At 60.4% G+C, this 18,777-nt stretch carries 20 protein-coding genes; 8 read left to right on the top strand and 12 right to left on the bottom strand.

Annotated elements, in window-relative coordinates; translation table 11 throughout:
• Window positions 1-73: 73 nt before the first annotated feature.
• The gene (locus P3C29_RS15950) at window positions 74-454 is read right to left on the bottom strand and encodes a hypothetical protein (protein ID WP_003211148.1); all 381 of its coding nucleotides are present in this window, start codon (window positions 452-454) and stop codon (window positions 74-76) included.
• Window positions 455-601: 147 nt separating this feature from the next.
• Between P3C29_RS15950 and P3C29_RS15945 the strand changes: the two genes are divergently transcribed.
• Window positions 602-802 carry a cation transporter gene (locus tag P3C29_RS15945; RefSeq protein WP_063033291.1) on the top strand — a complete coding sequence of 67 codons (201 nt, stop codon included), beginning with the start codon at window positions 602-604 and terminating at the stop codon, window positions 800-802.
• Window positions 803-888: 86 nt separating this feature from the next.
• Window positions 889-2,082, top strand: coding sequence for a multidrug effflux MFS transporter (locus tag P3C29_RS15940; protein WP_201126076.1), 1,194 nt, complete (start codon window positions 889-891; stop codon window positions 2,080-2,082).
• Window positions 2,083-2,087: 5 nt separating this feature from the next.
• Here the strand turns inward: P3C29_RS15940 and P3C29_RS15935 are convergent, their stop codons facing one another.
• The 3 genes from P3C29_RS15935 to P3C29_RS15925 all read right to left on the bottom strand — a co-directional run bounded on the left by P3C29_RS15935 (window position 2,088) and on the right by P3C29_RS15925 (window position 3,750).
• On the bottom strand, window positions 2,088-2,267 hold the full coding sequence (locus tag P3C29_RS15935; RefSeq protein ID WP_010174105.1) for a hypothetical protein: 180 nt from the start codon (window positions 2,265-2,267) through the stop codon (window positions 2,088-2,090).
• Window positions 2,268-2,414: 147 nt separating this feature from the next.
• Window positions 2,415-3,428, bottom strand: coding sequence for a zinc-binding alcohol dehydrogenase family protein (locus P3C29_RS15930; RefSeq protein ID WP_169386446.1), 1,014 nt, complete (start codon window positions 3,426-3,428; stop codon window positions 2,415-2,417).
• A 28-nt stretch (window positions 3,429-3,456) separates the two neighbouring features.
• Entirely contained in the window at window positions 3,457-3,750 is a 294-nt protein-coding gene (locus P3C29_RS15925) for a putative quinol monooxygenase (RefSeq protein ID WP_010174107.1), read from the bottom strand.
• A gap of 115 nt (window positions 3,751-3,865) precedes the next feature.
• On the opposite strand from P3C29_RS15925, the gene P3C29_RS15920 reads away from it, so the two are divergent.
• Together P3C29_RS15920 and P3C29_RS15915 are read left to right on the top strand one after the other, a co-directional pair.
• Complete coding sequence (locus P3C29_RS15920; protein WP_010174108.1) at window positions 3,866-4,795, top strand: LysR family transcriptional regulator; 930 nt, start codon at window positions 3,866-3,868, stop codon at window positions 4,793-4,795.
• A 138-nt stretch (window positions 4,796-4,933) separates the two neighbouring features.
• A complete protein-coding gene (locus P3C29_RS15915; protein ID WP_275964895.1) occupies window positions 4,934-5,626 on the top strand; it encodes a helix-turn-helix transcriptional regulator in 693 nt (230 codons plus the stop codon).
• Here the strand turns inward: P3C29_RS15915 and P3C29_RS15910 are convergent.
• Window positions 5,623-6,576 carry an adenosine deaminase gene (locus tag P3C29_RS15910; protein WP_201126078.1) on the bottom strand — a complete coding sequence of 318 codons (954 nt, stop codon included), beginning with the start codon at window positions 6,574-6,576 and terminating at the stop codon, window positions 5,623-5,625. The genes P3C29_RS15915 and P3C29_RS15910 overlap by 4 nt on opposite strands.
• A 194-nt stretch (window positions 6,577-6,770) precedes the next feature.
• Between P3C29_RS15910 and P3C29_RS15905 the strand changes: the two genes are divergently transcribed.
• On the top strand, window positions 6,771-7,859 hold the full coding sequence (locus P3C29_RS15905) for a calcium:proton antiporter (RefSeq protein WP_010174114.1): 1,089 nt from the start codon (window positions 6,771-6,773) through the stop codon (window positions 7,857-7,859).
• A gap of 132 nt (window positions 7,860-7,991) precedes the next feature.
• On the opposite strand, the gene P3C29_RS15900 is transcribed toward P3C29_RS15905, so the two are convergent.
• From P3C29_RS15900 to P3C29_RS15890, 3 genes are all read right to left on the bottom strand, one after another.
• The gene (locus P3C29_RS15900; protein ID WP_201126079.1) at window positions 7,992-9,350 is read right to left on the bottom strand and encodes an 8-oxoguanine deaminase; all 1,359 of its coding nucleotides are present in this window, start codon (window positions 9,348-9,350) and stop codon (window positions 7,992-7,994) included.
• 146 nt (window positions 9,351-9,496) lie between these two features.
• Window positions 9,497-10,183: an SDR family oxidoreductase gene (locus P3C29_RS15895; RefSeq protein ID WP_201126080.1), complete on the bottom strand. Its 687-nt coding sequence runs from the start codon at window positions 10,181-10,183 to the stop codon at window positions 9,497-9,499.
• Window positions 10,184-10,209: 26 nt separating this feature from the next.
• A complete protein-coding gene (locus P3C29_RS15890) occupies window positions 10,210-10,560 on the bottom strand; it encodes a MerR family transcriptional regulator (protein ID WP_201126081.1) in 351 nt (116 codons plus the stop codon).
• Between the two features lie 83 nt (window positions 10,561-10,643).
• Here P3C29_RS15890 and P3C29_RS15885 point away from each other — a divergent pair, with 83 nt between their 5' ends.
• Window positions 10,644-11,036 carry a hypothetical protein gene (locus tag P3C29_RS15885; RefSeq protein WP_201126082.1) on the top strand — a complete coding sequence of 131 codons (393 nt, stop codon included), beginning with the start codon at window positions 10,644-10,646 and terminating at the stop codon, window positions 11,034-11,036.
• A gap of 302 nt (window positions 11,037-11,338) precedes the next feature.
• Here P3C29_RS15885 and P3C29_RS15880 read toward each other — a convergent pair whose 3' ends face one another.
• The 4 genes from P3C29_RS15880 to P3C29_RS15865 form a co-directional block, all read right to left on the bottom strand.
• The gene (locus P3C29_RS15880; protein ID WP_010174125.1) at window positions 11,339-11,920 is read right to left on the bottom strand and encodes a YigZ family protein; all 582 of its coding nucleotides are present in this window, start codon (window positions 11,918-11,920) and stop codon (window positions 11,339-11,341) included.
• A gap of 12 nt (window positions 11,921-11,932) precedes the next feature.
• On the bottom strand, window positions 11,933-12,592 hold the full coding sequence (locus P3C29_RS15875) for a TetR/AcrR family transcriptional regulator (protein ID WP_010174127.1): 660 nt from the start codon (window positions 12,590-12,592) through the stop codon (window positions 11,933-11,935).
• Between the two features lie 87 nt (window positions 12,593-12,679).
• A complete protein-coding gene (locus tag P3C29_RS15870) occupies window positions 12,680-14,074 on the bottom strand; it encodes a nucleobase:cation symporter-2 family protein (RefSeq protein ID WP_201126269.1) in 1,395 nt (464 codons plus the stop codon).
• Window positions 14,075-14,161: 87 nt separating this feature from the next.
• Window positions 14,162-15,082 (bottom strand): LysR family transcriptional regulator, encoded by a 921-nt coding sequence (locus P3C29_RS15865; protein WP_275964894.1) that lies wholly within the window; start codon window positions 15,080-15,082, stop codon window positions 14,162-14,164.
• A 126-nt stretch (window positions 15,083-15,208) separates the two neighbouring features.
• Here P3C29_RS15865 and P3C29_RS15860 point away from each other — a divergent pair, with 126 nt between their 5' ends.
• Both P3C29_RS15860 and P3C29_RS15855 read left to right on the top strand, forming a co-directional pair.
• On the top strand, window positions 15,209-16,558 hold the full coding sequence (locus P3C29_RS15860; RefSeq protein ID WP_010174133.1) for an aspartate aminotransferase family protein: 1,350 nt from the start codon (window positions 15,209-15,211) through the stop codon (window positions 16,556-16,558).
• Between the two features lie 39 nt (window positions 16,559-16,597).
• The gene (locus P3C29_RS15855; protein ID WP_201126085.1) at window positions 16,598-18,091 is read left to right on the top strand and encodes a CoA-acylating methylmalonate-semialdehyde dehydrogenase; all 1,494 of its coding nucleotides are present in this window, start codon (window positions 16,598-16,600) and stop codon (window positions 18,089-18,091) included.
• Window positions 18,092-18,777: the final 686 nt, after the last annotated feature.

Genomic DNA, 18,777 nt, shown 5'->3' with positions numbered 1-18,777 from the left:
CAGTACTCCAGGAGAGATTGCCCCTAGGATCAACCTTGACCTGTGGGGAAGGTCAAGGCTTCAGATCAATGTTTCAATATTCCAATGCCGCCGGCTTCAGATACATGCCGTCCGGCCCTTGCGCGATACGCAACTTGCGCACGTCGCCCGCCTTCAATGTGATGTTTTGCGCCGGCGGCGCGAGCATGCCCGGCAAGCAGCCCTGGGATTGCCCCGGCAGTAACTTCAGGCGCAGTGACACATTCCCGGCCGGCAAGTTGAAGGACGTGGCCTGCTCCTGGAACAGCCGCCCGGCCAACTGGTCCTGAATATACAAACCAATCTCGCAGTTGGTCGGCACTTCCAGGCGCTCCCGGGAAATGATCAGCACCGCATAATCTTCATCCGCGCTGGCCGGTGGCACAGCGGCAAACAAGCCCATCAGGCTGACAAGGCCAAAAAACGACCAGCGCATGGCGAATTCTCCGAGGTTCACATCGTGGATAGGTGCAGCTTGGCCGAGGGCGCGAATGAATGCCAGCCCGGCCGATGTTTTCAGAACTTGACCTTGCCATCGTGGCAAGGTCAACACTGCGGGCAACCTCATCAAAGGAGTCATGTCATGCAAGTGTTCAGCGTTGAAGGAATGACCTGCGGCCACTGCGTTCGCTCGGTCACCCAGGCGGTGCAGGATAAGGATCCGGCGGCCAGCGTGCGGGTCGACCTCGCGGCAAAGGAAGTCGGCGTGGAAAGCAGCCTGCTGTCCCCGGCGGAGGTGATCAACCTGATCAGCGAAGAAGGCTACAGCGTCAAACTCGCCTGACTTTCTGATAGTTAGCGAGCTAACTTAATGTTCAAGGCACCCGAGCCCGGCTAGACTGTTGGGCTGCCGACTCACCTGGGTGCCTGATGAACCTTCGTATAATCCTGATTTTGGGGGCCTTGAGCGCGTTCGCGCCGTTGGCCATCGACTTCTACCTGCCGGGTTTCCCGGCCATGGCCGTGGCATTCGGCACCGACGAAAAACATATTCAGCTGACCTTGGCCGTGTACTTCACGGGCCTGGCGATCGGCCAGTTGATCTATGGGCCGCTGGCGGACCGTTTTGGCCGGCGTGGGCCGCTGCTCAGCGGCGTCACTCTGTTTACCCTGGCGTCGTTCGCCTGTGCATACGCACCTTCGCTGGAATGGCTGATCGGCGCGCGCTTCGTCCAGGCCCTGGGCGGTTGTGCGGGCATGGTGATCTCCCGCGCGGTGGTGAGTGACAAATGCGACGCGGTGGGCTCGGCCAAGGTGTTTTCCCAACTGATGCTGGTCACCGGGCTGGCGCCGATCCTTGCGCCGCTGGCGGGTGGAGTGATGGTCGGTGTGTGGGGCTGGCAGTCGATCTTCATCGCGCTGACGGCGTTCAGTGTGATGGCGGCCCTCGCGGTGGCAGTCGGGTTGCCGGAAAGTTTTCCCGCCCATCAACCGCGTCAGCCCCTGTCGGGTGCCCTGCGCCAGTACGGCCGGTTGCTGTCGGACCGGGTGTACCTGGGCTACGCCTTGACCGGTGGCATCTCGATTGCCGGCATGTTTGCCTACATCGCGGGTTCGCCTTTCGTCTTTATCAAACTCTATGGCGTGCCTGCCGAGCACTATGGCTGGGTCTTTGGCTCCAACGCCGCCGGCTTTATCCTGGTTGCACAGGTGAATGCGCGCCTGCTGGCCTCGCGCGGCCCGGCGTTCCTGTTGTCGCGCACCGTGTGGGTGTACCTGGCGGCGGGTCTGTCGTTGCTGGCCATTACAGCTTTGCGCACTGACGCCTTGTGGCCACTGCTGGTGCCGCTGTTTATCTGCATCGCCAGTCTGGGCTGCATTTTGCCCAACACTTCGGCCTGCGCCATGAGCGGGCAGGGCGCACGGGCGGGCAGCGCGTCGGCGTTGCTCGGTTGCATTCAGTTTGGTGTGGCCGCCGGCGCGGCATCGTTGGTCGGGGTGTTGCACGACGGCACGGCGATGCCGATGGCGATGGTCATCAGCTTGTGTGGCGTATTGGCCGTGACGTTCGCGATGCTGACCCGACGCCTGCAGCGCCAACGGGCACTGCAAGCGGCGGAATGAGCAGGTCAGCCAGCAGAACGCTGCTGGCTTTCGGGGAATCGGTGAGGTGCCTGGATACGGGTTTGCAGGGTGTCGGCAAACGCGCGGGCTTCGGCCTCACTGCGGAAGGTGAAGGCGTTCTGGTCGAGACGAACCTGCCATTTGTTGCCGTGGGATTTTGCTAACGCTTTTATCAGGATCTTCATTGCTGACTTCCTCGCGTAAAAGAATCGTGGCAAAGGCGGCCAATATAAACCTGAATGCGTCCACAAATGTGACAAGGATCAAGTCTCTGACTAGCGGTGTCGTCCATTACTCAGGTGAATAACAGACGACACTGACAGATCGTTTGGTTAGAACCCTTCCAGCACGATTTTGCCCTTGGCCTTGCCGCTTTCCAGCAGTTCGTGGGCGCGGCGCAGGTTGGCCGCGTTGATCACGCCAAAGTGCTCGCCCACCGTGGTTTTCAGGGTACCTGCGTCGATCAGTTCGGCCACGCGGTTGAGCAGGTTGTGTTGCTCGATCATGTCGGCGGTCTCGAACATCGAGCGGGTGTACATGAACTCCCAATGCAGCGACAGGCTCTTGCGCTTGAGTTTGCTCACGTCCAGCGCCTTGGGGTCATCAATCAGCGCCAGTTTGCCCTGGGGAATCAGCGCTTCCACCAGTTGGTCCAGGTGCTGGTCGGTCTGGGTCAGGCTGGCGACGTAGTTCACCTGCGGATGGCCGGCGTTTTTCAGCTCTTCGCTCAAGGGTTTGCTGTGGTCGATCACCAGGTCGGCGCCCAGGTCCTTGGCCCACGCTTGGGTTTCCGGGCGGGAGGCGGTGCCGATAACTTTCAGGCCGGTGAGTTGTTTCGCCAGTTGAGTCAGGATCGATCCCACACCACCGGACGCACCGACGATCAGCAGGCTCTGGCCTTCATCGGCCTTGCCTTCGCGCACTTGCAGGCGTTCGAAGAGTAATTCCCAGGCAGTGATGGCGGTCAGCGGCAGGGCTGCAGCATCGGCGAAACCCAGGGTTTTTGGCATATGGCCGACAATGCGCTCGTCTACGGTGTGCAGTTCGCTGTTGCCGCCGGGGCGCACCAGGGAGCCGGCGTAGAACACCTTGTCACCGACCTTGAACAGGCTCACTTCGCTGCCCACGGCCTTGACCACACCGGCCACGTCCCAGCCCAGGACTTTGGCGGCGCCATTTTCCGGGGCGACGTTCTGGCGCACCTTGGTGTCCACCGGGTTGACCGAGATGGCTTTGACTTCCACCAGCAGGTCACGCGGGCCGGCGACCGGTTCTGGCAGTTCGATGTCTTGCAGGGATTTTGGATCGTTGATGGGCAATGCGGCGTAGTAGGCGATGGCTTTCATGAGGGCTTCCAAAAAAGGGGTCGGTTGATCAGGCAAGAAACTTCAGGCGCTTGAGTTCGAAATGCTCGAGTACGTCGGCGGCCTTGGCGCGGAAATTCTGGATATGGGCGCTCTGGTCGTGGTCGGCCAGCGCGGCGTCGTCGCTCCAGCGTTCGAGCATGTAGAAGGTCTCGGGGTGTTGCAGATCCTGGTGCAGGTCGTACTGCTGGCAGCCGGCTTCGACGCGCGTCGGTTCCAGCAGCTCGCGCAGCAGGGTTTCCAGGGTGGCCTGTTGGCCGGGTTTGGCGATCAGCGTGGCGATGACGTTAAAGGCAGCGGACATATTCGACTCCTGACACGTGATGAACGGGATGGACAGATGATTGGCTATTTCTCTCGAAGATAAAACCCGCTAAAAGAGCAGTCTCTTTCAATGTTTTTTTGATAATGGGGCCGGGATGCTGCGTTTCGACGATTTGCAGTTGTTTGTGCGCGCCGCAGACCTGGGCAGCCTCTCGGCTGCAGCGCGGGTCATGGACATGTCGGCGGCGGTGGCCAGCGCGGCGTTGAAGCGCATCGAGCAGCAACTGGGCGCGCGGTTGCTGGCGCGCTCTACCCGCAGCCTGCGCCTGACGGCTGAGGGCGAGGGCTTTCTGGAGTATGCCCGGGCGGCCTTGAGCAGCCTGGATGAAGGCCGGCGTTTATTGGCCAGCGGCCAGGACCAGGTCAGCGGGGTGCTGCAACTGTCGGCGCCGTCGGACTTCGGGCGTAACCAGCTGCTGCCCTGGCTGGATGAGTTTCAGCGCGAGTACCCCGAGCTGAGCGTGCGCCTGCTGTTGGGCGACCGGATTGCCGACCTGTTCCGTCAGCCGGTGGATATCGCCCTGCGCTATGGCGAGCCGGAAGACTCCAGCCTGATCGCGCTGCCCATCGCCCCGGACAACTACCGCGTGCTCTGCGCCGCGCCCAGCTACTTGGCGCGACACGGAGAGCCTCGGCATCTGGAGCAACTGACACAGCACAATTGCCTGCTGTATATGCTCGGCAGCCGGGTGCACGACCATTGGGGTTTCAACGATGGCAAACGCGACGTCAGCCTGACCGTAACCGGCGACCGCTTCAGTGATGACGCCGATGTGGTGCGGCGCTGGGCGGTGGCCGGGGTCGGTATTGCTTATAAGTCCTGGCTGGATGTGAGCAGCGATGTGCTGGCCGGGCGCCTGCGCCTGATCCTGCCGGAATTGCGGGGCGAGCGTACGCCCCTCAACCTGTTGTGCGCCCATCGCGCGCAACTGAGCAAGCCGATCAATCTTCTGCGGGAAATGCTCGTTGCCCGTTGTGCGACATTGACTGCGCAGTTGCCGGAGCGGTCGGCTTCTACACCATAAACCCGGGAATATCGGGAAGTTTCCTTCAGCCTCTGTCGTTGGTTGTGCTGTAAGACGGCACGGAACCCGGCGTTTTCACGCTTATACTTTTGCGCGAACCGCAGCAGACGAATGCTTTAACAGGGAGTGAATGAGCACATGGAACGGGCACCTTGCATCAGTCAGATCGCAACATTATTGGCCGACCCCAAACGTACCGCGATGGTGTGGGCGTTGATGGACGGCTCGGCCAAACCCTCCGATGAATTGGCTCTACTTGCGGGGCTGTCCCCGGCATCAGCCAATGCCCATTTGACGCGATTGACGGCCGGCGGCCTGTTGCGCGTCGAAGCCCGGAGCGGCAAACGCTTCTTTCGTGTGGCTGCAGCCGATGTGGGGGCCGCCGTGGATGCACTGGCCTGTACCACCATGGCCAGCGTCGCCCGCAATACGCCGACTCATACCCGGTCACTGATCGCGCCTGCTGCGTTACGGCGGGCCAGGCTTTGCCAAGGCCATTTAGGTGGCGAACTGGCAGCGGGTGTGTATCAACGGATGATGGCGGCCGGCTGGATCGAGCGTGCGGAGCAGCGCACGGACGTAACGCCCTTGGGGGCGCGCAAACTGGCAGGGCTGGGGATTTTCACCCAGGCGCTGGTGCAGCCGATCGTGTGTGAGTGTTTTGATTGGAGCGAACGGCAGCCGCACCTGGGCGGTGCGTTGGGGGCCGCGCTGTTGCAACTGTGCATGCAGTCGAGCTGGGGCAGTGTGATCAATGAGTCCCAGGCGTTGCAGGTCAGTGAAGCCGGGCAACTGGAAATTGCCCGGCTTGCCGCATCGGTCGGTCGTTAAGGCTTGACCAACCGCGCATCCAGGCTGTTTTGCGCCAGGCGTTTGGCCTGGTCCTGGGTCATGCCCAGGGAGGTGTACAACGCATGGAAATTCTCGGTGACATAACCGCCGAAGTACGCCGGGTCATCCGAGTTCACCGTGACCTTCACCCCACGCTCAAGCATGTCGAGAATGTTGTGTTGGGACATGTCGTCGAACACGCACAGCTTGGTGTTGGACAGCGGGCACACCGTCAGCGGGATCTGCTCATCGATGATCCGCTGCATCAGGCGCTCGTCTTCAATGGCGCGTACGCCATGGTCGATACGCTGGATCTTCAGCAGGTCGATGGCTTCCCAGATGTATTCCGGCGGCCCTTCTTCACCGGCGTGGGCGACGGTCAGGAAACCTTCGTGACGGGCACGGTCGAACACGCGCTGGAACTTGCTCGGCGGGTGGCCCATTTCCGAACTGTCCAGGCCCACGGCCACGAACGCGTCACGGAATGGCAGCGCCTGGTCGAGGGTTTTCTCGGCTTCCTCTTCGCTCAAGTGGCGCAGGAAGCTGAGGATCAAACCGCTGGTGATGCCCAGTTGCTGCTCGCCGTCTTTCAATGCGGCGGCAATGCCATTGAGCACTACTTCGAAGGGCACGCCACGGTCGGTGTGGGTCTGCGGGTCGAAGAACGGTTCGGTGTGGATCACGTTCTGGGCCTTGCAGCGCAGCAGGTAGGCCCAGGTCAGGTCGTAGAAGTCCTGGGAGGTGCGCAGTACATCGGCGCCCTTGTAATAGAGGTCGAGAAACTCTTGCAGGTTGTTGAAGGCGTAGGCCTTGCGCAGGGTTTCGACGTCGTCCCACGGCAGCGCGATCTTGTTGCGTTCGGCCAGGGCGAACAGCAGCTCAGGCTCCAGCGAGCCTTCCAGGTGCAGGTGCAATTCAGCCTTGGGCAGGGCGTTGAGCCAATCGTACATTTATAAATTCTCATCAGGTGCAATGGCGGCATTCTACAGGCGCACGCCGAAATAATCGGTAAAACCTGACCAAGCGGTGAGCATCCGCGGGCGTCGTGCAAGCGGTGCGTGAACTAAGGTGTAACGAAACGTTAGCGGCGCGGTGCAGTCTGTACCCCATCAATGACGGATTTGCCGCGTATAAAAGGCCTGTAATGCTCACATCAATCAAGCAAGAAAAATTCATGCTGCTGGCGCTGATTGCCGCCATCGCCGCCTACCCGCTGGAGCACTGGATGCTGCACAGCGGGCAGATGGTGGCGCTGTTGGGCGGCGTGGCGCTGATCGGCTTTATCGTCGTGGCCTCGATGCGCGTGGCTCACCACGCCGAGCAACTGGCGGAAAAGGTTGGCGATCCCTACGGCACCATGATCCTGACCCTCGCCGCCGTGCTGGTGGAAGTGGTGATTCTGGCGATCATGATGAGCAACGAGCCGTCTCCGACCCTGGTGCGCGACACCATCTATTCGGCGGTGATGCTCGACATCAATGGCATCCTTGGCCTGGCGGCGCTGATGGGTGGGATCAAGCATGGCGAACAGTCCTACAACGACGATTCGGCTCGGACCTACAGCGTGATGATCCTTACCGCCATGGGCGTGTCGATGGTGGTGCCGGAGTTTATCCCTGAGGCCGACTGGAAAATTTACTCGGCCTTCACCATCGGCGCGATGGTGGTGCTCTACACCCTGTTCCTGCGGATGCAGGTGGGGCCCCACAGTTATTTCTTCAGCTACAGCTACCCGGAAAAACGCCGCAAGAAACAGCCGGAAGACGAGTCGCCGCCGATCAACCTGGCGTTCTCCATCGGGACCCTGGTGTTTGGCGTGATTGTGATTGGCGCGTTGGCCGAGGTGATGTCCAAGACTCTCGACCTGGGCCTGGAGGGCACGGGCGCTCCACCGGTGATTACGGCGATCATCGTGGCCGCGATTTCCGCCGCCCCGGAGATTTTGACCGCATTGCGCGCAGCGTTGGCCAACCGCATGCAGTCGGTGGTGAACATCGCGCTGGGGGCGTCGCTGTCGACGGTGATTTTGACCGTGCCGGTGATGGAAGCCATGGCCTTGTACACCGGCCAGCCGTTTCAAATGGCGATGACACCGGTGCAGACCGTGATGGTGTTTATCACGCTGATCGTCAGCGCGATCAACCTCAACGATGGCGAAACCAACGCCATCGAAGGGATGACCCACTTTGTGTTGTTTGCGACGTTTATCATGTTGTCGCTATTGGGGTTGTAACCTTTCCTGAGTACACCGCTGATCAAATGTGGGAGCTGGCTTGCCTGCGATAGCATCACCTCGGTGCAACTGAAAGACCGAGGTGCCTGCATCGCGGGCAAGCCCGGCTCCCACATTTGATCTGTGCCTGGCTTAGATCCCGCTGATCAGCGCCCGCGCCGCCTGGCTGTGATCGGCAATCAAGCCCTTCAGATCCAGGCCCTCGACCTGTCCGTCGATCACCCGCCATTTGCCGCCGACCATCACCCGGTCCGCCCGGTCGGCGCCGCACAGCAGCAGTGCCGAGATCGGGTCGTGGCTGCCGGAGAAGCGCAGCTCATCGAGTTTGAACAGCGCCAGGTCGGCTTGTTTGCCGACGGCCAGTTCGCCGATGTCGCTGCGGCCAAGTAACTGCGCCGAGCCTTTGGTGGCCCAGCCCAGCACCAGTTCCGGGGTGATCTTCTCGGCCCCGTAACGCAGGCGCTGGATGTACAACGCCTGGCGCGTTTCCAGGATCATGTTCGACGCATCGTTGGACGCCGAACCGTCCACGCCCAGGCCAATCGGTGCGCCGGCGGCGAGCAGGTCGAGGGTCGGGCATATGCCGGAAGCCAGGCGCATGTTGGAGCTCGGGCAATGGCATATCCCGGTTCCGGCGGCACCAAGGCGTGCGATTTCTTCGGGGTTGAAGTGAATGCCATGGGCCAGCCACGTGCGTGGGCCGAGCCAGCCGACGCTGTCGAGGTAATCCACGGTGCGCAGGCCGAAACGCTGCAGGCAGAAGTCTTCTTCGTCGAGGGTTTCCGCCAGGTGCGTGTGCAGGCGCACGTCGAGGTTATTCGCCAGTTCGGCGCTGGCTTCCATGATTTCCGGGGTGACGGAAAACGGGGAGCAGGGCGCCAGGGCAATCTGGATTTGCGCGCCGTCGCCGCGCTCGTGGTACTGGCGGATCAGGCGGCGGCTGTCTTCCAGAATCACTTCGCCCTGTTGCACCGTTTGCTGCGGTGGCAGCCCGCCATCGGCTTCGCCCAGGCTCATGGAGCCGCGGGTGAGCATGGCGCGCATGCCCAGTTCCCGCACGCTGTCGACTTGCACGTCGATCGCCTGTTCAAGGCCGTCAGGGAACAGGTAGTGGTGGTCTGCCGCGGTGGTGCAGCCCGAGAGCAGCAATTCAGCGAGGGCGACTTTGGAGGCGAGCGCGAGTTTTTCCGGGGTGAGGCGGGCCCACACCGGGTACAGGGTTTTCAACCAGGGAAACAGCGGCTGGTTGACCACCGGCGCCCAGGCGCGGGTCAGGGTTTGGTAGAAGTGATGGTGGGTGTTGATCAGCCCCGGAAGCACCACATGCTCACGGGCATCGAACACTTGTCCACAGGGCACGGCGGGTTCTCGGCCCCAGCCCAGCACTTCGGTGATCACACCGTCTTGCAGCACCAGGCCGCCACGGGCATCGAGGCCATTGGCAGTGAAAATCGCGAGGGGGTTTTTTAACCAGATACGGGTCGCAGGCATTGGCCGGCTCCTCTGAATGATGGGTTCAGGTTTGCCAGCTCAGTGTTGCCCTGTCTGCTGATCCAGGGTCGCCGGGGAGGGCGAGGTGCGCAGTTTACGTGTGGATCGTTATCGACGGCAATCCGCCGATAACGATCCTGGTGTTTTTACCAGGCGATGGTGTCGCCCTTGTAGTCCACAAAGTGATGGCCGCCCTTGCCGGTGTAGGCATTCACCTGGTCGACCAGGCCGCGGACGCTGGTAGGTACGTCGATGTGCGCGTTTTCGCCGCCCATGTCGGTTTTCACCCAGCCCGGGTGCAACGACAGCACGGTCAGTTTCTGGTCGCCCAACTGGGTGACAAAACTGTTGGTCATGGAGTTGAGGGCGGCCTTGCTGGCTTTGTACAGGGCCAGGTCCGAGCCGTCGGGGATGGTGACGCTGCCCAGGATCGAACTCATGAAGGCCAGCACGCCGGTGTCCGGGCGGATCTGCCCGACAAAACGCTGGGCCAGGTTGATCGGCGCCACGGCGTTGGTGAAAAACAGTTGGCCGACTTCAGCCAGTGTGGCGTGGCCCGGCTCCTGATTGGCGGGACCTTTGACCCCGGCGTTGACGAACAATAGGTCGAAGGTTTTCTCCTTGAGACGCTGGCTCAGGGCGATCACGGCCTGTTGATCATCCATGTCGAGCTTTTCGATCTGCACCGGGCCCAGGGCCTTCAACGCATCGGCCTTTTGCGGGTCGCGTACGGTAGCGGTCACCTCCCAGCCGTCCGCCAGCAGTTGCTTGACCAGGCCAAGGCCGAGGCCCCGGGAGGCGCCGATAATCAGTGCGGTTTTTGACGTAGACATGAATGGCTTCCTTTGACGGTGGAGGTTCACGGGTTCAGTGGGCAACGTTGCCCGAGTCGTTGTTGCAACTCCTGGCGCAGTTGTTCGAGTTCAGTAATGCGGGTTTCGATCAGGTTGAGCTTGTCTTGCAGCAGTTGGGTGACGGCGCTGTCGGGGTCTGGAGCTTGCCACAATGCGCCGACACTGTTGCCAATTTCACTGAGGCTGAAGCCCAGGCGCTGGGCGGTCTTGATGTACAGCACCAACTGCACCATGTCGGCGGGGTAGTCGCGGTAACCGTTGGCGCTGCGTTGCGCGGCAATCAACCCGCGCTGCTCGTAGAAGCGCAGGGTGTCGCGGCTGACCTGGCTGGCCTGGGCTAATTCGCCGATACGCATGTAGAGAGCTCTGGTGGGCTTGACCCTTGAGCATACTCCAGGCTTTAGCCTGCTGGCTTCTTGAATTGAAGGAGCTTGCTGCTATGTGGACTGCACACCAATACCGTCGACTGGTCCGGGCCAGCGGCTGGTATGACTTGATCGTCACCGCCGCGCTGGTCACACCCTGGACGTTTGACCTGCTGCATAACGCCCTGGTGGCGCTGAACCTGCCCGGCGAGCTGCCGCCGTTCGCGCCTGTGCATAGGTTGATGGCCAACCTGATGGGCTCGATTGTCTGCGTGTGGTCGGTGCTGCGAATCCGCGATCCCCAGGCGATTTTTGGTCGCTATGACGCAGCTGGCCGCGTGCTGTTTGCTACCTGGCAGATTTACGCGCTCGCCCACGGTGCCAGTACGGTGTTGGTGATCGTCGTGGTGTTTGAAGTGCTGTGGGCGATAGCGCAATTAATGCCGGTGCGTAGGGCAGCGAGTTGATTAAAAAATGATCAGTTGTGCCGGGGCGTTGCGGGCTCTGCCGCCGGGTCACTCTTGCACGGGTTATCCACAGGTTGCTCCACAGGAATTGTGCGCAAGCGTGATCGGTGGATATAAGCGCTGCGGCCCTTTGTTCTAAAGGACATAACCCGGCTAACTGACTGTTTTTGAGCCGGATTAATACTTTAGTGTGGCCGGCTGAGCAAAAACTGAACAACCGCCTGAAACCCTTGTGACAGAAGGGTTACAGGCGGGTGTGCTCAGGTTATCCACAGGCAGGTGCACAGTAGATGTGGGCAGTTTCAGCGCTGCAGCAGAATGCGTCCGCGGCTCAGGTCGGCGAGTTGGGTTTGCAGCGTGTCGATGTGTGCTTCGCCGAGAGCCAATTGCAGGTCGACGCCATTGGCGGTGAAGATTTCTTCTGTCACCAGCCCGCCCAACTCGGCCACCCGTAACTTCACCAAGGGCAGTTCGGCAAAACCACAGGAACAACTCAGCGGCACGCGTTTGATCAGTTCGACGCGCTCGGCTGCCTGCAGGCATTTGTTGGCGCCGCCGCCATAGGCGCGGGCCAGGCCGCCGGTACCCAGTTGAATGCCACCGTACCAGCGGATCACCAACACCACGACCTGGTCGCAATCCTGCGCTTCGATCGCGGCCAGGATCGGTCGCCCGGCCGTGCCGCCGGGTTCGCCATCATCGTTGCTGCGGTATTGATCGCCGAGTTTCCAGGCCCAGCAGTTGTGCGTGGCGTTCAGGTCGCTGTGCTGGTCGATGAAGGCCTGGGCGTCCTGTGGGCTGGCGATGGGGGCGGCGAGGGTAATGAAGCGGCTTTTGCGAATTTCTTCGCGAAATTCGCAAAAGCCGGTAAGCGTGAAAGGCATGGGTAACTTCGTTTAGAGGGCGGGCTTGATGCCACAGCCTTTGAGAATGATGTGGATAAGGTTGGTGCCGGCGTCTTCCATGTCTTGCTTGGTCAGCTTGGTGCGCCCGGTCACGCGGCAGATTTGCGTGGCAAAGTCGGCGTAATGCTGGGTGCTGCCCCACAGCAGGAAGATCAGGTGTACCGGGTCGACGGGGTCCATCTTGCCGGCGTCGATCCAGGCCTGGAACACCGCCGCACGGCCGCTGAACCAGGCGCGGTAGTCCTGGCTGAAATATTCGGTCAGGCATTCACCGCCGCTGATGATCTCCATCGCGAAGATGCGCGAGGCCTGTGGCTGGCGCCGCGAGAATTCCATCTTGGTGCGGATGTAGCGGGTCAGGGCGGCGGCCGGGTCATCCTCGGCGGTCAGCGTGTTGAACGTGCTGTCCCACAATTCGAGGATGTTGCTGAGCACGGCAATGTACAGCCCCAGCTTGTTGGTGAAGTAGTAGTGCAAGTTGGCTTTCGGCAACCCGGCACTCGCCGCGATGGTGTTCATGCTGGTGCCTTTGTAGCCATGACGGGCGAACTCGTCTTCGGCGGCCTGCAAAATCGCTTGTTCGTTCTTTTGGCGAATGCGGCTTGCAGGTTTTCCGGCGTGGTTGCTGTGGGCAGGAACTTCGAGGCTCATGGAGGTTTCCGTGCAGATCGATGAAGACGACGTGTGCACAGATAACCCACCCTCAAGCCCCAGACAAGTCCCGATACGATAAAACCGTCAAAGCGGTTCCAGAGTGTCGCTTTCCAATGCCCGGTTTGCGGCATCCGCGGTGGCCTTGGGTTCAGGCAGCAACAGGCACAACACAATGGCGGTCAGGCCGCCGCTGGTGATGGCCGAGTCGAACAGGTTCTGCACCAGGGTGGGCATCAGGTGCAGCAGGTTTGGCTGGGCGGCGATCCCCAGGCCCACGCCGAACGAAGTGGCGATGATCAGCATGCTGCGTCGATCCAGCGGTGCCTGCGCGAGGATGCGCACGCCGGCGGCCGCCACGCTGCCGAACATCACCAGGGTCGCGCCGCCCAGCACCGGCTTGGGAATTTGTTGCAGCACCGCGCCAATCAACGGAAACATTCCGAGACAAAACAGCACCACGCCGATGTACAGGCCGACGTAACGGCTGGCGACCCCGGTCAGTTGGATCACACCGTTGTTCTGGGCGAACGTCGTGTTGGGAAAGGCACTGAAGGTGGCGGCGATCATGCAACTGATGCCATCCCCCAGCACGCCACCCTTGAGCCGGCTTATATAGGAAGGGCCGCTGATGGGCTGGCGGGCGATCATGCAGTTGGCGGTGAGGTCGCCGACGGTTTCGATGGTGCTGATCAGATAAATCAGCGCCACCGGCAGGAAAGCGCTCCAGTCGAAGTTGAAACCAAAGTGGAACGGTGTAGGCAGGCTGATCAATGGCAAGTCAGGCAGGGCTTGTGGGACGAGTTTGCCGCTGAGCCATGCGGCGAGGCTGCCTAACGCCAGGCCGATGATGATCGCGCTGAGGCGAACCCACGGCGTGTTCGAGCGGTTGAGCAGGATGATCGTTAACACCACGAACAGGCCGAGCGCCAGGTTGGTCGGGGCACCGAAGTCCGGCGCGTTGAAGCCGCCGCCCAAGTCAGTGATGCCGACTTTGATCAGGCTGATACCAATCAGGGTGATGACAATGCCGGTGACTAATGGCGTGATCACCCTTCTGAGCTGACCGATGAAACGGCTCAAGACTACTTGCACCGCTGCGCCGAAGAAGCAAATACCGAAAATCATCGCCAGGATGTCTTCCGGGCTGCCGCCCCGTTGCTTGACCAGAAACCCCGCCGACAACACCGCGCCGAGAAACGCGAAGCTGGTGCCTTGCAGGCAGATCATCCCGGCGCCAATCCCGAACGGCCTACGTGCCTGGATGAAGGTGCCTACACCGGAAACCATCAATGCCATGCTGATCAGGTAGGGCAGGTGGGCGGTCAGGCCCAGGGTGGAGCCGATGATCAGCGGCGGGGTGATGATGCCGACAAAGGCAGCCAACACATGCTGCAATGCAGCAAGCAAGGCGGGCAGTGGTTTGGGGCGGTCGTTGAGGCCGTAGATCAGGTCGCTGGGGCTGGAGGATTCTGGCGGCATGGCGTGGTAACTCATGGCTGACGGTTCTAGGTCACCATGCCTTGCAAAAAGCTGTCCAGTTGCTCAGGTTTTTATGTGAGGCCCGTGCTAGCGCGTTGCGGCCAAGCTTTCGAGGAAGCTTTCCAGCACCAAATGAGGGCGACGGCCCTTGCGCGTGACCGAAGCGAGGCTCAAATCGTAAAAACGCGTGGCCGGTTTCAGCGCGCGCAGTCGGCCTTGTTGTACCCAAAGGCTGGCGTAGTGATCGGGCAGGTAGCCGATGTAGCGGCCGGTCAGGATCAGGAAGGCCATGCCCTCGCGGTCCGAGGCGCTGGCGGTGCAATTGAGCGCCTGGTAGTGAGCCTGGATATCGGCCGGCAAGCGGAAGGTCGGGGCGATGGCGTCCTGGCTGTTGATGCGCTCGTCTTCGAGTTGCTTGTCGTCGGCAAAAAACAGCGGGTGGCCGACCGCGCAGTAAAGCAGCGAGCGCTCGCTGTACAACGGCTGGTATTCGAGGCCCGACAAGGCGCTTGCCTGGGGGACTACGCCGACATGCAGGCGGCCGTCGAGCACACCTTGTTCCACTTCATTGGGGGCGATCATGCGGATCTGGATTTGCACGTCCGGCCCCCGCTCCTTCAACTGCGCCAGGGCGTGGGTAATGCGCATGTGGGGCAGGGTGACCAGGTTGTCGGTCAGGCCGATGATCAGTTCGCCGCGCAAATGCTGGTGCAATCCGTTGACCTCGGTGCGGAAACTTTCCAGTGCGCTGAGTAACTGAAGCGCTGACTGATACACCTCGCGTCCTTCCTCGGTCAGGGAAAAACCCGCACGCCCACGCTGGCACAGGCGTAGGCCAAGGCGCTGCTCCAAGTCACTCATCTGCTGGCTGATGGCCGAGCGTCCAATCCCCAGTACGGTTTCCGCCGCCGAGAAGCCACCGCACTCCACCACGCTGCGAAAGATGCGCAACAAGCGGATATCGAAGTCGCTGACTTGGGCCAGTGGGTCGGGTCGACGGCTGCTCATAGTTTAGTGAAGGCCTGACTGAAGGTTAGAAGAGTTGAATTTCACCGACTTTATCCCCGTGGCAATTTAGCTGCAACAACGCTTTTCAAATCCCTACGCTGCCTTTTGCCTTGCGAGGTTTTGCTCATGAACATGCCCGAAAACGCTCCGTCCACCCTGGCCAGCCAATTGAAGCTGGACGCCCACTGGATGCCGTACACCGCCAACCGTAACTTCCATCGTGACCCGCGCCTGATCGTGGCGGCCGAAGGCAGCTGGTTGACCGATGACAAGGGGCGCAAGGTGTATGACTCGCTGTCGGGTCTGTGGACCTGCGGCGCCGGGCACACCCGCAAGGAAATCCAGGAAGCGGTGGCCAAGCAACTGGGCACATTGGACTACTCGCCGGGCTTCCAATACGGTCATCCTTTGTCGTTCCAGCTGGCAGAAAAAATTACCGACCTGACCCCGGGCAACCTGAACCATGTGTTCTTCACCGACTCCGGCTCCGAGTGCGCCGACACTGCGGTGAAGATGGTGCGTGCCTATTGGCGCCTGAAGGGCCAGGCGACGAAGACCAAGATGATTGGCCGTGCCCGTGGTTATCACGGTGTGAACATCGCCGGTACCAGTCTGGGCGGCGTTAACGGCAACCGTAAGATTTTTGGCCAGGGCCTGATGGATGTTGACCATCTGCCTCACACCCTGTTGGCGAGCAATGCCTTCTCCCGTGGCATGCCGGAGCTGGGCGGTATTGCCCTGGCGGATGAGTTGCTCAAGCTGATCGAGTTGCACGATGCGTCGAACATCGCAGCGGTGTTTGTTGAGCCGATGGCGGGTTCCGCTGGCGTGTTGGTGCCGCCGCAGGGTTACCTGAAGCGTCTGCGTGAGATCTGCGATCAACACAACATCCTGTTGGTGTTCGACGAAGTGATCACCGGCTTCGGTCGTACCGGTTCGATGTTTGGCGCCGACAGCTTTGGCGTGACTCCGGACCTGATGTGCATCGCCAAGCAAGTCACCAACGGCGCGATCCCGATGGGCGCGGTGATTGCCAGCACCGAGATTTATCAGACATTCATGAACCAGGCGACGCCAGAGTACGCGGTGGAATTCCCACACGGTTACACCTACTCGGCTCACCCGGTGGCCTGCGCGGCTGGCCTGGCGGCACTCGACCTGCTGCAGAAGGAAAACCTCGTGCAGAGCGTGGCCGAAGTCGCACCGCATTTCGAGAATGCGTTGCACGGGCTGAAGGGCAGCAAGAACGTGATCGATATTCGTAACTATGGCCTGGCCGGTGCGATCCAGATTGCGCCGCGTGATGGTGATGCGATCGTGCGTCCATTCGAGGCCGGCATGGCCTTGTGGAAAGCCGGCTTCTACGTGCGCTTTGGCGGCGACACCCTGCAATTCGGGCCAACCTTCAACAGCAAGCCGCAGGACCTGGATCGCTTGTTCGATGCGGTCGGCGAAGTGCTGAACAAGATCGACTGATTTCTCCTTCTATATAGAACAACTTTTCAGGAGCCCTGCATGAGCCTCATCCAGCATTTGATCAACGGCCAACTGGTGACCGAGAACGGTCGCACGGCTGACGTGTACAACCCGTCGACTGGCCAGGTGATTCACCAGGTGCCGTTGGCCAGCCGTGAAACCATTCAAAGTGCCATCGACTCGGCCAAGGCGGCTTTCCCGGCGTGGCGCAACACGCCGCCGGCCAAGCGTGCCCAGGTGATGTTTCGTTTCAAGCAATTGCTGGAACAGAACGAAGCGCGCATCTCCCAGCTGATCAGCGAAGAGCACGGCAAGACGCTGGAAGATGCGGCCGGTGAGTTGAAGCGCGGGATCGAGAATGTGGAGTACGCGTGCTCGGCACCGGAAATCCTCAAGGGCGAGTACAGCCGTAACGTCGGCCCGAACATCGACGCCTGGTCTGATTTCCAACCGCTGGGTGTGGTGGCCGGCATCACACCGTTCAACTTCCCGGCCATGGTGCCGTTGTGGATGTACCCGCTGGCGATCGTCTGCGGCAACTGCTTCATCCTCAAGCCGTCGGAGCGTGATCCAAGCTCGACATTGCTGATTGCACAATTGTTGCAGGAAGCTGGCTTGCCTAAAGGCGTGTTGAGTGTGGTGCACGGCGACAAAGGCGCCGTGGATGCACTGATCGAAGCGCCGGAAGTCAAAGCGTTGAGCTTCGTGGGCTCGACGCCGATTGCCGAGTACATCTATTCCGAAGCCACCAAACGCGGCAAGCGCGTACAGGCGCTGGGCGGGGCGAAGAACCATGCGGTGCTGATGCCGGATGCGGACTTGGACAATGCGGTCAGTGCCTTGATGGGCGCAGCGTATGGTTCGTGTGGTGAGCGTTGCATGGCGATCTCTGTTGCCGTGTGTGTCGGCGACCAGGTGGCGGATGCGTTGATCGCCAAGCTGGTGCCGCAGGTCAAGGCGCTGAAGATTGGTGCGGGCACTTCCTGCGGGTTGGACATGGGGCCGCTGGTGACTGGGCAGGCGCGGGATAAAGTGAGTGGCTATATAGAAGAGGGTGTGGCTTCGGGCGCTGAGCTGGTGGTCGATGGTCGCGGTCTGAGTATTGCCGGTCACGAAGAAGGTTTCTTCCTGGGGGGCAGTCTGTTCGATCGTGTGACGCCGGAGATGCGCATCTATAAAGAAGAGATCTTTGGGCCGGTGCTGTGTGTGGTGCGGGTGAACAGCCTGGAAGCCGCCATGCAACTGATCAATGATCACGAATACGGCAACGGTACTTGTATCTTCACCCGTGACGGCGAAGCGGCGCGGTTGTTCTGTGACGAGATTGAAGTGGGCATGGTGGGTGTCAACGTGCCGCTGCCGGTGCCGGTGGCGTATCACAGCTTTGGTGGCTGGAAGCGTTCGCTGTTTGGCGACTTGCACGCTTATGGGCCGGATGGGGTGCGTTTCTACACCCGTCGCAAGGCGATTACCCAGCGTTGGCCGCAACGGGCCAGCCATGAAGCGTCGCAGTTTGCCTTTCCCAGCTTGTAAGTTCGCGTAATAGAAGGCCGGCCCCTTGGGGCCGGCCTTTGCTTTTCCGGGCTTTTTTGACCGATATGACAGTATTGTGAAAAAAGGTGTTGACGGCAGATTCTGGAAGTCTATAATTCGCCCCACTTCCGGCGCAGTCGAAACGGAAAACTCCTTGGTAAACAAAGAGTTATGTAGGTTTCGGCAGCGAGCTGCTTCAGATCATCGAAGCCTGGAAGGAGTTGATAGAGCGGTGTAGTTTGGCTCTATTAACGGTTCGATCTTCTCGGTCGAAAGCGGAGAAAAAGAGGTGTTGACAGCAGCGTGTAACGCTGTAGAATTCGCCTCCCGCTAACGAGAGATCGGAAGCGCAAGTGGTTGAAGTTACAAAGGAAACTTTGAAARCTTCTGAAAATAATCACTTGACAGCAAATGAGGCTGCTGTAGAATGCGCGCCTCGGTTGAGACGAAAGATCTTAACCAACCGCTCTTTAACAACTGAATCAAGCAATTCGTGTGGGTGCTTGTGGAGTCAGACTGATAGTCAACAAGATTATCAGCATCACAAGTTACTCCGCGAGAAATCAAAGATGTAACCAACGATTGCTGAGCCAAGTTTAGGGTTTCTTAAAAACCCAAAGATGTTTGAACTGAAGAGTTTGATCATGGCTCAGATTGAACGCTGGCGGCAGGCCTAACACATACAT

Source organism: Pseudomonas sp. 1912-s, assembly GCF_029269205.1.
In the GTDB taxonomy this organism is placed as follows: domain Bacteria; phylum Pseudomonadota; class Gammaproteobacteria; order Pseudomonadales; family Pseudomonadaceae; genus Aquipseudomonas.
This window is presented reverse-complemented; position numbering and strand designations above follow the sequence as displayed.